Source organism: Geminocystis sp. GBBB08 (assembly GCF_016743215.1).
Lineage (GTDB): Bacteria > Cyanobacteriota > Cyanobacteriia > Cyanobacteriales > Cyanobacteriaceae > Geminocystis.
Genome location: NZ_VRZC01000118.1, coordinates 1 through 12,604, shown reverse-complemented (window position 1 = coordinate 12,604; position 12,604 = coordinate 1). Strand labels below are relative to the sequence as shown.

At 33.6% G+C, this 12,604-nt stretch carries 13 protein-coding genes and 2 pseudogenes; 12 read left to right on the top strand and 3 right to left on the bottom strand.

The annotated features are described in order from the left end of the window. The 5 genes from FWJ34_RS13945 to FWJ34_RS13925 form a co-directional block, all read left to right on the top strand. Positions 1-1,131, top strand: a 1,131-nt coding sequence (locus FWJ34_RS13945; protein ID WP_308255937.1) for a nitrate/sulfonate/bicarbonate ABC transporter ATP-binding protein, incomplete at its 5' end; no start/stop codon positions are given. Between the two features lie 125 nt (positions 1,132-1,256). After that, positions 1,257-1,451 carry a hypothetical protein gene (locus FWJ34_RS13940; protein ID WP_308255936.1) on the top strand — a complete coding sequence of 65 codons (195 nt, stop codon included), beginning with the start codon at positions 1,257-1,259 and terminating at the stop codon, positions 1,449-1,451. 121 nt (positions 1,452-1,572) lie between these two features. Then, the gene (locus tag FWJ34_RS13935; protein WP_308255935.1) at positions 1,573-1,914 is read left to right on the top strand and encodes a hypothetical protein; all 342 of its coding nucleotides are present in this window, start codon (positions 1,573-1,575) and stop codon (positions 1,912-1,914) included. 126 nt (positions 1,915-2,040) lie between these two features. Next, entirely contained in the window at positions 2,041-2,415 is a 375-nt protein-coding gene (locus tag FWJ34_RS13930; RefSeq protein WP_308255934.1) for a DUF2357 domain-containing protein, read from the top strand. A 129-nt stretch (positions 2,416-2,544) separates the two neighbouring features. Further along, positions 2,545-3,741: a glycosyltransferase gene (locus FWJ34_RS13925; protein WP_308255933.1), complete on the top strand. Its 1,197-nt coding sequence runs from the start codon at positions 2,545-2,547 to the stop codon at positions 3,739-3,741. A 216-nt stretch (positions 3,742-3,957) separates the two neighbouring features. Here the strand turns inward: FWJ34_RS13925 and FWJ34_RS13920 are convergent. Beyond that, positions 3,958-5,526 (bottom strand): annotated as a pseudogene (locus FWJ34_RS13920) (PilT/PilU family type 4a pilus ATPase). Positions 5,527-5,815: 289 nt separating this feature from the next. Between FWJ34_RS13920 and hemF the strand changes: the two are divergent. The 3 genes from hemF (at position 5,816) to FWJ34_RS13905 (ending at position 7,662) form a co-directional block, all read left to right on the top strand. Then, positions 5,816-6,847: an oxygen-dependent coproporphyrinogen oxidase gene (gene hemF, locus FWJ34_RS13915; RefSeq protein WP_308255932.1), complete on the top strand. Its 1,032-nt coding sequence runs from the start codon at positions 5,816-5,818 to the stop codon at positions 6,845-6,847. A 225-nt stretch (positions 6,848-7,072) separates the two neighbouring features. Beyond that, entirely contained in the window at positions 7,073-7,378 is a 306-nt protein-coding gene (gene clpS, locus FWJ34_RS13910) for an ATP-dependent Clp protease adapter ClpS (protein WP_308255931.1), read from the top strand. Beyond that, entirely contained in the window at positions 7,375-7,662 is a 288-nt protein-coding gene (locus FWJ34_RS13905; protein WP_308255929.1) for a DUF2103 domain-containing protein, read from the top strand. The genes clpS and FWJ34_RS13905 overlap by 4 nt, the downstream gene beginning before the upstream one ends. Positions 7,663-8,046: 384 nt before the next feature. Here FWJ34_RS13905 and FWJ34_RS13900 read toward each other — a convergent pair whose 3' ends face one another. Together FWJ34_RS13900 and FWJ34_RS13895 are read right to left on the bottom strand one after the other, a co-directional pair. Beyond that, positions 8,047-9,399, bottom strand: a complete 1,353-nt coding sequence (locus FWJ34_RS13900; protein WP_308255928.1) for a HAMP domain-containing sensor histidine kinase — start codon at positions 9,397-9,399, stop codon at positions 8,047-8,049. Positions 9,400-9,466: 67 nt separating this feature from the next. Further along, positions 9,467-10,060 (bottom strand): annotated as a pseudogene (locus FWJ34_RS13895) (chorismate lyase). A gap of 123 nt (positions 10,061-10,183) precedes the next feature. Here FWJ34_RS13895 and FWJ34_RS13890 point away from each other — a divergent pair. From FWJ34_RS13890 to FWJ34_RS13875, 4 genes are all read left to right on the top strand, one after another. Continuing rightward, complete coding sequence (locus tag FWJ34_RS13890) at positions 10,184-10,465, top strand: DUF4090 family protein (RefSeq protein WP_308255927.1); 282 nt, start codon at positions 10,184-10,186, stop codon at positions 10,463-10,465. 154 nt (positions 10,466-10,619) lie between these two features. Further along, positions 10,620-11,507 carry a 50S ribosomal protein L11 methyltransferase gene (gene prmA, locus FWJ34_RS13885; RefSeq protein WP_308255926.1) on the top strand — a complete coding sequence of 296 codons (888 nt, stop codon included), beginning with the start codon at positions 10,620-10,622 and terminating at the stop codon, positions 11,505-11,507. Positions 11,508-11,636: 129 nt separating this feature from the next. Then, on the top strand, positions 11,637-12,329 hold the full coding sequence (gene psb32 / locus FWJ34_RS13880; protein WP_308255925.1) for a photosystem II repair protein Psb32: 693 nt from the start codon (positions 11,637-11,639) through the stop codon (positions 12,327-12,329). A gap of 73 nt (positions 12,330-12,402) precedes the next feature. Further along, a partial coding sequence (locus FWJ34_RS13875; RefSeq protein ID WP_308255924.1) for a DUF6761 family protein occupies positions 12,403-12,604 on the top strand: 202 nt, incomplete at its 3' end.

Genomic DNA, 12,604 nt, shown 5'->3' with positions numbered 1-12,604 from the left:
CCTCCCAGTCAAGGACTAGTGATTAGTAATCATAAACGCTTAAAAGGTGCGAATGAAGATGTAGCGATGGTATTCCAAAGTTTTGCCTTGCTTCCTTGGTTAACAGTGCAAGAAAATGTGGAATTAGGTTTAGAAGCCCGAAAAATTCCTAGACATGAACGAGAAAAATTAGCTTTAAAAGCTATTGACTTGGTGGGGTTAGATGGTTTTGAAAGTGCTTATCCGAAAGAAATTTCAGGAGGTATGAAGCAAAGAGTCGGTTTTGCAAGGGCTTTTGTGTTGCAACCAAAAGTATTATTTATGGATGAACCTTTTAGTGCTTTAGATGTGTTAACCGCAGAAAACCTGAGAGGGGAAATAGATGATTTATGGAATGATGGCAAATTTCCGTCCCAAAGTATTGTGATTGTTACCCATAATATTGAAGAAGCGGTGTTTTTAGCCGATCGAGTGGTAGTATTGGGATCAAAACCAGGAAGAGTGCGAGGAGAAATTAAAATTGATTTACCTCGTCCCCATTCTTATAGTAGCGATCGTTTTAAACAACTGGTGGATTATATCTATACCATTATGACTAATCCTGATGTAGAAGTAACAGGGGTTACAAGTATCGCCACGAAAAAAGCTCGATCGCCTTTTGCCCAATCCTTACCCCATGCTAGGGCGGGGGGAATTAGTGGTTTATTAGAAATCATTGTGGAAAAACCCAATTATAAAGAAGATTTACCAAATTTAACGGAGAGATTGCAATTAGAAATTGACGATTTATTACCGATCGTGGATGCTACAGTTTTACTCGGTTTTGCCAAAGTAGAACAAGGAGATATTTATTTAACCGACATTGGCAAAGATTACGCTACTACTACCATTTTACGCAGTAAAGATTTATTTAGACAGCAAATTTTAGAGAATGTTCCCATGATTGTGAGTATTGTAAACTCTCTGAGAGAAAAACAAAATGGTTCACTAAGAGCTGACTTTTTCTTAGATTTACTCGATGAGTATTTTCCCCATCAAGAAGCAGAAAAACAGTTTTCTACCGCCATTGATTGGGGGCGTTATGCAGAATTATTCGAGTATGACGCTAGTGAAGAAAGACTATATTTACCTGAAGTTTTATCCGAAGTATAAAAAAAAATATACATATATATAATTATATAGTTACTAAACTACTTTAATAAAATAAAAGAGGATTTAGAGGAGATAAAAAATAGTAAAGTGTTAAAATTCCAGATCAATTTTTGTTTGTAGGCACAATGAATGAGGACAAAACTACTCAATCTCTCTCGGATAAGGTATTAGATAGGTCAAATGTATTGACTTTTGGGAAACCCCCCGAATTGAAGTTAAGGGGAGTTAAGCAGAAGGTTGCTATTCCCGAAGAATATTTGTCTTGGGAAACTTTAAGCTATAAGCAAAGAAATTTATTTCTTTCTAGGGTAATGGTTTAAAGCAATAAACCACCGCAATAAATTGACGAGGAAACCAATAGCAAAAGTCGGCTAAAGCGACTAACGAAAATTAATTTTTCCTCCAAATTCATTATTCACCATCCACTATTCCCTATAATAAATGTTTTATTATTCCAGTATTGCCGATTATTTAAACAATAAAAGTCATTGCTTTAATTCAGAATTTATTGTCACCTTAAAAAGTAAAAATCGTCCTTTTCTACAATTAGCAGATGATGAAGATTTAAAAAATCAATATTCTTTCTTAATACAAAGAGATAAGAGGTTATATGAAATCGGATTTCCCTTAATACAAGTAGCTGATTTTGAGACTAATAAAAGTCTAACTCAGTTAATTAATATTGAAACTAAGCAAGGAGAAATCATTAAATTTTACCTTAAAGATGAGGTATTAGACGAGACTCAATTAACTAATAATGAGGATTTAGCTAACCTATTATGAAAGGATTTAGGTAGAAGATGCGATCGTATAACGGCGGAAACCATTAGCCTTTTTATCCGTTTATTTGATAGTTTAACAAACCATCATAAAAACAAAAAAATCTCTCCTTTAAATATTGAAAAAAGTTTGAAAAAATTAAGCCAAGAAGATGCTCGTTTACCTCTTGTTTTAGCTCTTAATAAACGCTATGAATTAAGACATAAATTAGAATTAATTGCCACTAAATTATGCTCTCAACTTAATCGTGTAGCAAAAATGATGCCTTTAGGACACATTCAAGAAATGGATGCCTATTGTTTAAGAGATTATGTGCGTCGCCTAGGAAAAGATGCGATCGAAAAAGCAGGAGCAAGACAGGAATTAATGGGCATTCAACGCTATCAAAATTATAATACCCCAGAAAATCGATTTTTGAAAGGATTTTGCGACTTATTGCATTTAGAATGTCAAGACTATCACATCAGAGTAATAGTAATAACAAAAACAAATGTCTCTATTTGATTTCGGTTTATCATATCATTAACTATAAGCCAATTTACGAGGTGGGATGGGAATTTCTAAACCTTTGGCGATAAAATCTTCTTTCACCATTTCCTATAAAGTTAAGTTTGTTATATATATTAAAAGTTTATGATAAAAGATAAGTATGTTCTCTTTACTAGGATTCCGTTAATAAGAAATAGTGAAGGACGTTTTTTTTGTGATGATTTATGGGCAAAAGATTTAATACTGCATTTGGACTATATATCAAGGTTAATGCTTTGTTGTCCAATAATTGATTCTGAAAATATTAGCAATTTAGTTTGTATTTCCGATTATCGTATCGAAAAAATTTTCCCTTTAAAACAAGACTATGGCATAGTATCTGTCATTCAAAATCTTGTGCCTAATTTTATAGGTGTAATTAAAGCCTGTAAAGAGGCGGATATTTGTCATTCTGGAGGAGCAGGTTGGGCTTTCCCTTTATCGTTCTATTTGCTTCTTCTTCGACCTTTGTTAAAATTTCAATGGATTATAGTTATTGAATCATCTTTCTGGATGCTCAGTGAAAATCAAAAGAAAACAGCCAGAAATATTATTGAGCATTATTCCTATACATGGATTTTGAGACTTTGTCTTTGGTGGGCAGATGCCCGAATTTTTACCCAGTCTTTTTATAAAAAATATTTTATTGGCAATAGTAATGAAAGAACTTTAGTAGCACCGGCTATTTGGGTAAATGAATCTGATATATTATCCCTCAATGATTTTAATGAAAAATGGCTCAATACAGCTAGAAAAGTTCCAGAGTTAATATTTCCATCTCGATTAATTGAAGATAAAGGGGTTTTTGTACTTTTTCAAGCCATTGAACATTTGAAAAAGCAAAATTGTTCAGTTAACATTACTATTATGGGCGATGGAGCTTTGAAAGAAAAATGTCAGATTTTTTGTCAACAAGATTTCGGTAGTGTTAAAGTTCAATATCGTAACCCAGTTAATTATGGTCAAGATTTTTTTTCTGTATTAAGAGAATATGATGCTGTTTTGGTTTGTAATTTAAAGGAGGAACAACCAAGAATAATATTTGATGCTTTTAGTCAAGGATTGCCAGTAATTGCTTCAGATACCAGTGGTATATTAGACATCGTAAATAAAAAAAATTCATTAATATTTCAAGATGGAGATTCTCTCAGTTTGGCACAAAAAATACAAGAAATTGTTGAACAGCTGAAAATTTTAGAGCAAATGGGGCAGGAAGCCTTAAAGTATATTGATGGTAAGAATCATCATCAAATGCACATAGATCGATTTAATTTTCTGAACTCAACTCTCAAAATTTCATAAATCTTAAAAATACTGGCTCTTGATGAATGATGAGTATGCTAAATTAGTTTTTAAAAATAGGGTTTGCTCAAAAACTCAGAAAGCTATTAAAATTAAGGGTTTAGGGACATTAAATTAACAAAAAAGCGCACAGTTTTAGGAAATCGCTGATAGCTAATAGCTGACTGCTAATAGCTACCCTCATCAAAATAAAAATACTTTTTGACGCACCCCTACTTAAACTCTACCTCTTAACATCATTGCCATTTCATTAGGAGTAGGAGATCTTTCTAAGGCAACTTCTTCTGTAATACGTCCTTCTTGATACAGTTCAAAAAGAGATTTATTCATCGTAATCATACCGTCATATTCACCATCCGCCATTAACATACCAATTTCTTCATATTTGTTACTGAGAATATAGTCTTTTACTGTCTCAGTGTTAATTAAAATGTCATGGTAAGCGGCTCGTTTTCCATCTGTAGTACGACATAGACCTTGTGCAATAATCCCCACCTAGGATTCTGCGATCGCTGATCTCATGGCTGGTTGTTCTTCGGCGGTATAAAGGGTGAAAATACGTTCCAAAGTTTTAACGGCGCTGTTAGTGTGTAAAGTACCCATAACTAAGTGCCCCGTTTGCGCAGCTTTAAGAGCAGTATTTACGGTTTCTTTATCTCGCATTTCCCCTACCAGAATGATGTCTGGATCTTCCCTTAGAGAGGCTTTGAGGGCGTTATCAAACTTGAGGGTGTGCATCCCTACTTCCCTTTGTTTAATGAGAGATTTTCGACTTTTATGGACAAATTCCACTGGATCTTCAATGGTGATAATATGTTTTGGGTGTTCGGTATTTATATGATCCACCATTGCCGCTAGAGTAGTTGATTTACCTGAACCTGTCGGTCCTGTAACCAAAATTAAACCTTTATGTGCGTCACAAATATCTCGAAAAATGGGAGGAAGGCGCAATTGATCTAAAGTTAATATTTTGAGAGGAATTAAACGTAATACTAACGCTGGTCCTCTTAAAGTATCGAAAATATTAATCCGAACTCTTGCAAACTCATATTGAGTCGCGCCATCAAATTCTAATTCTTTTTTAAATTTTTGTATTTCATCTTCTCGTAAAATTTCTCGTAACCAACTCATGAAGGTATTGAGATCAATTTCAGGATATTCATCTAAAGTGAGCATATCCCCACGATCGCGCATTCTCGGTAATTCTCCTACCCCTAAATGAACATCAGAATAACCGTTATCATAAGCTAATTGTACTAACTCGTGAAGGGATGGTTGCCCTGGTGATCTGCCTACGGGAGGAGGACTAGAAGGACGTATTCCTCCTTGAGGACCTGCTCTTAAAGGGGGGGCGGCCATGGGAGGTTTTTTCTCCATTGCTGAACCTTTACGAACATCCGTTTCACCTGGTTTGGTAGTGATTCGAGGGGGAGCTAAAGGTGGAACTCGTCCTACGGGGACGGTATTAGCGGTTTTTGTTGAAATATTTTGATTATTAAGAGGTGATCTGCCTGGGGGAGCTAAAGGAGGAATTTTATTTAATGGCGGTAATCCGGTTTCATTAATTTCAGGTTGCTCATCCGATTCAAAATCATCATCATCGAAATCAGGAATATTAAATTTTTCGGGAGGAATATTAGTTTTTTGATCTAAAGTGGGAAAAAAATTATTAGAACTAACTTTAGTTTCAGTGTCTATATCAGTAATTCCTTGAGGCTTCGTTGTAGGAATTAAAGGTGGTACTGGTAAAGGTTGCTTTCTTTGGCGATCTGAAGATTGTGTCATAACTATTTCCTCTGATTCAAAATATCTTATTCCTTATTGTATAACAGTAAAGGAGGTAATAAGTAATCGGTGAGAAGATGGAGTGATAAAGCCGTACTAAATCAAATTAGCACATTTCCTGAATTTCTAGTGTGTCATTTCGAATAGTTAATTATATATTACTACTTAGAATCACATTCATCTAAGTATATATGAAATATTAAGTTTTAATAAGTTATCTTGGCTTAAATTATTTAATCACTATATAGTTATTAATATGTAAAAATAACAAGCAAAACATCAAAAAAATATGACCAGTGTAATAATTCAACAAAAAGAAGTCGTTAATAATAGTCTTCCTCCTAGCAATGCCAGAAAAAAAGCGAGAGAATTTGTAAAAACATTACAAGATAATATTTGTCAAGGTTTAGAAGCAGTAGATGGTAAGGCTAAATTTCAGGAAGATAATTGGCAGAGAGAAGAAGGTGGCGGAGGATGCACAAGAGTAATCCGTGATGGTGGTGTATTTGAGCAAGGTGGTGTTAACTTTTCTGAAGTTTGGGGCAACACCTTACCCCCTTCTATTTTAATCCAACGCCCTGAAGCGGCTGGTCATGGTTTTTATGCTACAGGCACTTCTATGGTATTGCACCCTAAAAATCCTTATGTACCTACAGTACATCTCAATTATCGCTACTTTGAAGCTGGTCCTGTCTGGTGGTTTGGCGGTGGTGCTGATTTAACTCCTTACTATGGTTTTGAAGAAGATGCAATTCATTTTCATACTACGTTAAAACAAGCGTGCGATCGCCACAATCCCGAATATTATCCTACATTTAAACGCTGGTGTGATGAATATTTTTACTTAAAACATCGTCAGGAAGCTAGAGGTATTGGTGGAATTTTCTTTGACTATCAAGACAATCATGGTATCCTTTATGGTGGTTCAGATCAAAATGGATTAGCTAATCAATATAGTCAAAAAGTGGGTAAAGTGTCTCATAATTGGGAAGATTTGTTCAATTTTGCCCAAAGTTGCGGTAATGCTTTCTTAGCTTCTTATATTCCAATTGTTGAGCGTCGTAATAAGATAGAATACGAAGAAAAAGAACGTAATTTTCAATTATATCGTCGGGGGCGCTATGTCGAGTTTAACTTAGTTTATGATCGAGGAACAATTTTCGGTTTACAAACTAATGGGCGCACAGAATCAATTTTAATGTCATTACCACCTTTAACCCGTTGGGAATATGGCTATAAACCAGAGGAGGGAAGCCAAGAAGCAAAATTAACAGAATTTTTCTTAAAACCTCAAGATTGGGTGAAATTAAGTAATAAGTAAACAAATTTTATTCCTTCTTCTTCTCAGACTTTTACACGACCTCAAATAACTTTTTCTTTGGCTAATTTCATGTTAGGATTACTAGATTGATCAATGATCAGATAGATAGTGAATGAACAACTATTAATAATTACAAGTAACTACTTAAATTTATTGTTTGTGATATATAATTTAATTATATTTAATAATATCTTTAAGTTTAAATTACTTTTATTGATCTAAAATATGAATCAAACAGTTTTAGCCAGTACAATTATTGCACCAACTAAATCTAGTGAGGTTGCTCGTAAACCTTATCCTAATTTTAAAGTAATTGTATTAAACGATGATTTCAATACATTTGACCATGTAGCAGATTGCTTAATGAAATATATACCAAACATGACTAGTGATCTTGCATGGAAGTTAACAAATCAGGTACACTATGATGGACAGGCTTTAGTATGGAGTGGTCCTTTAGAACAAGCTGAATTATATCATCAACAATTAAAAAGGGAAGGTTTGACAATGGCACCATTGGAGGCAATATGAGCAAATCTTCTGATGGTAGAATAGTGTGGAATCATTCGACACACCTTGATGGGTTGATTCCGATTCTCGAAAAATTAGTTACTTATGAAGGGGTAAAAACTGTAACACCGGCAGTTTTAAGTCGCTCTCGTAGTCATTCCCCCCATCTGAAATTAAAAATTTCTGTGCCAATTCGGGGGGGTTATAAATTAATTGCTAGATGTGGTAAAAGTGTTCAAGAAGTCTTTATTATTACTACCTTAGATCAACTAGAATTAGAGAATATTATTGCTGGAATAATATAGAAATTGCACAAAAAATAAGTTGATGAAAAAATTAACTCTCTTTGGGCAATGGGCAATGGGCAATGGGTAACGATGCAGGGTTTTTTCATTGTCGGTATCAAAACGCATTTGTTTTCGAAGGGGAAAAAGGGAGAAAGGGGGATTTTTTTCTAATAATTGATTAATTAATAGTTAAAAACTTTTGTATCTGGCACTATCTGTTAGTTTTAGAAATTGACATTTTCGAGAATGGAAACGCTCTGGTAACGATGCACTGGTAAAATCTTGATTCTAAATTCTAAATTCTTCAGGCAATAGTTATTAACATTGATAATTTCCCAGCTAAAATAGATTTTTATTTTGCCCTCGTGTTTATAGGGAAAGTTAAGATCAAAAATCGATATTTTAACTTTTAAATTGAGGTAAATTGACGATAAAATTACTCCCTTTATTAAGGCTACTTTCTACTTGAATTTTACCTTGATGACTTTCCGCAATAGCTAAGGCGATCGTTAAACCTAAACCTGTACTAAAACTAGAGTTATTCTCCCCTTGAGTACGAGAAAAATCACCCCGATAAAAACGATGAAAAAGATGAGGTAACATAGAGTCAGAAATGCCGATACCATTATCTTTTATTGTTACTTGACAATAATTTTTATGTTGTTTTTTGATAATTTGTAAAATAACTTCAATGGTAAAAGTTTGATGATGATTGTGATGATTAAAACCATGAATAATGCCATTACTGATAATATTAGTAAATAAACGACTAATTTCTGTCCAATCTCCGTTTATAGTAAATAAATCTTCTGGTAAATTTTCTGAAGTTAAGTCATCATTGATAATCTGTAAAGATAACTCAATATTTTTTTCTTTAGCTACAATTTTTTGTTCTTCTACTACTTCTAATAATAAAGCATCAAGAGGAATAGGAAGAAAATTAGGTTTAATAATACCGCTATCATTACGAGCTAAAAATAATAAATCATTGACTAAATTATTTAATCTTTCCGTTAATCTTGCTACAATTTTTAATTGTTTTTGTTGAGTATAAATATCTGTGTTAGGATAAGATAATAAACTTTGAATATTAGTTTTGATTGTGGCAATAGGGTTTCTTAATTCATGAGAAGCATCCGCCGTAAATTGTTTTAAACTTTGATAAGATTCGATAACAGGTTTAATGGCAATACCTGACAAAAACCAACCAATAACTGCCACACAAAGAAGCATTAAAAAAATACCTAAACTCAAGTCAATAATTAATTGCTGAATAGGTTTAACTAAGTCAAATAAAGGATGACTAACCCGTAAATAACCTAAAACATAACGCCCAATTTCTACTCTTTTTGTGATTTGTCGCAATAAATAATCATCAGAAATGCGAAGAGTTTTGCCACCAGAATTAAAGGAAAGAGGAATAGATAAAGGCACATCTAAAGTTTGCCATAATAACTCACCATTAGGACTAAACCATTCTAAATCAATATGATCATCTTCTACTTGATTAATAGTAGCAGGATGTTGATAAAAACTGTCCTCTAAATTAACCTTAAATTTACCATCAGCAGTACTAACTTTATCTATGATTAAAGAAGGCTCAATAATTTCAATAACGTGCTTTAGAGTATCATCAATTCTCTCAATTAAAGTTGTATAAACATAACCATAAATTCCCGTCGCAAAAATAATTAATAACACGGCTGTTACCGTAGTGTACCAAATTGCTAAACGACGGCGAGTTGTTTGAAACATTATAAATAATTTGAAATTTGGAATTTGGAATCACAGGCAAGATGCCCGTTTTACAACTATTCACTTATTACTGATTAATTTCTCCTAAATATTTAGATAAATAAGGCGAAAAAACTTCATAGATTAAAGTTAATGGTTTACCACGATGCCAAAATAGATAATGTCTTCCCCAAAATGCTCCTTTTTCCCCAAAACCTTCTTCTAAAGTCTCGGATTTTCCGTAATAAATTCCTTGAATATCCCTATATAACTCCGTGTGTAACTGAGATAAACTTTCCCAGATGGGCAAACTACGATTTTGCAAATAATAATCAACGTGACAGGCTTCCCACCATGAAGTAGCATAGGCTAATCTTTTTCCACTGGCAGTTTTTAACCATACTTGTCTTCTTATTCTTGGATTTGGCACTTTTTCTATACCTTTTGGTGCATCATCAAGACTATCACCAATAAATGACATATCAATTACGTCCACTTCAATGGTTTCACCGGTTAATAATCTTAAGTGTCGAGTTGGTGAACCATCCCCTAACAATAGTATCTGCCATGCAGGTGCTAATTGACTATTGGGTCAGCCGATTTTCACTAATTCTTCTCCTCCTTGCCAAATTGGTTGAAGTTGATGCCATGAGGTTAAGGTAGTTTTCGATTTTAAAATCATATTTTTAGCTTACTTTACAAAACTTAATATTATTCTAACTCAAGAAGCTAAAAAAAATATTCTCTTGACAGAATGCTTTACATATGATAAATTACAAGTCAATATAATTACAATGGGTTTATTATGACTAATTTAACCACTGGCGCTGATGCAGTAGATATTGCGATCGCTAAAGGAATTGATTTTGATGGTAGTGCAATCCCCGTAGCAAAACTTGATTTATATCAGGAAGTAATGGGTTTAGAAGGACAAAGACAGCGTAGCGGTGTTAGTAATACTATGCGTTCAAGAATTGTGCGTATAGGAGCGAAACATTTACCTTTAGAAGAGTTAAATCAGAAATTAATTGATGCAAATTTTGCCCCTTTAAAAGAGAAAGAAATTGCTTTTTATTATAGTAAATAAATTTAATAAATACCATTGGCAAAATTAATTGTTGTATCTAGGCAATGGGTTTAAACCACTTGTTGTCAATGACTTAGAAAAATAAAATCGAAAATTAATTTTACTTACCTACTTAATATTAAGTCTTTATTTTAACCATTCACTATTAACAAATATGACGACTTCTTGGTGGGAAATAAAAATAAATTATATACCTGAATTAGAAGATAATATTTTTTGGCGTTTGCAAGAATTTGGTTGTCAAGGCACTGCATTAGCAAAGGAAAAAGATGCTTGGTTTATCAAAGCCTATATCCCTACTATTACTAAAGAAGCAATGGATTTAGCGGCTCTTTCTCTTTGGTTAAAACAAGATTTTATTTTGGAAGGAGATAATTCTCTTGATATTAGTTGGAAAATTATTGATGATGAAGATTGGGCTAGTAGTTGGAAAAATCACTGGCAACCGATGGAAATAGGCGATCGCTTTTGTATTTATCCTGCATGGATTGAACCACCGAAAGAATCTGATCGAATTATTATTCGTCTTGATCCGGGATCTGCTTTTGGTACTGGTGTTCATGCTACTACTCAATTATGTTTAGAGTCTTTAGAGATGAGATTAGATGAACCAGAAAAAGAGTTAGTTATAGCTGATATTGGCTGTGGCTCTGGTATTTTATCTATAGGGGCAAGATTTTTGGGAGCAAAACAAGTATATGCTACAGATATTGATCCTTTAGCAACTCTAGCCACAAAAGAAAACAGCGAATTAAATCAGGTTAATGATATACAAGTTTTTGATGGTAGTATTGACCAATTAAAGCTAATTCCCGGCTTAAAATTTGATGGTATTGTTTGTAATATTTTAGCAGAAGTCATTAAAACCTTGATCCCTGATATGACAGAAATGATTAAACCTGATGGTTGGGTGATTTTAAGCGGTATTTTAGTAGATCAATCTATTGATATAAGCACTATTTTAGAAAAAAATGGTTGGATGATCGCTTCTTTATGGAAACGAGGAGAATGGTGTTGTTTAAATGGCCGTCGTCGTCAGTAATTTGAAACCTCTAAATAAACTTGCTTATCATCAAATATACAGTTAACATCACTGTCAAATTTTCCCATTTGCAAAATAACATGAGATAATTAGAAAAATCAAGATCTTATCGACACGGATAATAACTTTATGAGAAAAATAAAAGCTATCATTACCAGTTTTGTTCTTTCTTTTCTAATATTACTTAATCTTGGCATAAATTCGGCTTCAGCAACAGGAGTTTATGATTTACCAGTAATTAACTCAGGAGAAGATGTTTGGGTTTGGGATAACGCCGATGTTATCAGTAAAACCACAGAAGGAGAATTAACCAATCAATTGCGAGATTTAGCCAAAAATACGGGCAATGAAACTCGTATTGTGGTGATTAATCGCCTTGATTATGATCAAACCATTGATTCCTTAACTAACGAACTCTTTTCTACATGGTATCCTACTCCTGAAGCACAAAACAATCAAACTTTATTTGTCTTAGACACTTTAACAAATCGTATCGCTCTTCGTAGTGGTGAGGGTTTAACTTCTCTTTTAACTCCTACCATTTCTGAAAGTATCCTCAAAGAAACCGCAACTATACCTTTAAAAAATTTACAGTATAATCAGGCTTTGACCGATGTTAGCGATCGCCTTGTAGCTGTTTTGTCAGGAAAAGAAGATCCCGGACCTCCTCAAGTAAAAGAATTAAACATAGATGGAACTTTTGCTACCTCGGAGGAAACCGATGATCGAAGTGCTACTATTTGGATGATAGTACTATTAGCATTAGCGACATTAATTCCAATGGTGACATATTTTTGGTATGTAGGGTTTCCGGGTAATTAGGGTACAATAAAAATATGAAAGCATTGTATTTCATAACTATCAAATTTATAATAAACAGATAATAAGAAAAATTATGCTCACAGATCCCTTTGTTATTCGATACTATCAAAAACTAACCGATGGAATGGTGGATTTATGGCAGAGGGGTAGTCGCTATGAAGAGTTACGAGTCTATATGGATGGGTTTCTAACTTGTCTCCGTTTAGCTAATGTCATAGAAGGCTATCAAATCCATCGTTTAGAAGAAGAGGCTTTTCGTTTTATGCGAGATCCTT

Excerpts from the sequence above, each read along its gene's own strand:
- FWJ34_RS13925 (WP_308255933.1), top strand. The coding sequence starts at position 2,545 with ATGATAAAAGATAAGTATGTTCTCTTTACTAGGATTCCGTTAATAAGA.
- psb32 (WP_308255925.1), top strand. The coding sequence starts at position 11,637 with ATGAGAAAAATAAAAGCTATCATTACCAGTTTTGTTCTTTCTTTTCTA.
- FWJ34_RS13935 (WP_308255935.1), top strand. The coding sequence starts at position 1,573 with ATGTTTTATTATTCCAGTATTGCCGATTATTTAAACAATAAAAGTCAT.
- FWJ34_RS13940 (WP_308255936.1), top strand. The coding sequence starts at position 1,257 with ATGAATGAGGACAAAACTACTCAATCTCTCTCGGATAAGGTATTAGAT.
- hemF (WP_308255932.1), top strand. The coding sequence starts at position 5,816 with ATGACCAGTGTAATAATTCAACAAAAAGAAGTCGTTAATAATAGTCTT.
- FWJ34_RS13900 (WP_308255928.1), bottom strand. The coding sequence starts at position 9,399 with ATGTTTCAAACAACTCGCCGTCGTTTAGCAATTTGGTACACTACGGTA.
- FWJ34_RS13905 (WP_308255929.1), top strand. The coding sequence starts at position 7,375 with ATGAGCAAATCTTCTGATGGTAGAATAGTGTGGAATCATTCGACACAC.
- clpS (WP_308255931.1), top strand. The coding sequence starts at position 7,073 with ATGAATCAAACAGTTTTAGCCAGTACAATTATTGCACCAACTAAATCT.
- FWJ34_RS13890 (WP_308255927.1), top strand. The coding sequence starts at position 10,184 with ATGACTAATTTAACCACTGGCGCTGATGCAGTAGATATTGCGATCGCT.
- prmA (WP_308255926.1), top strand. The coding sequence starts at position 10,620 with ATGACGACTTCTTGGTGGGAAATAAAAATAAATTATATACCTGAATTA.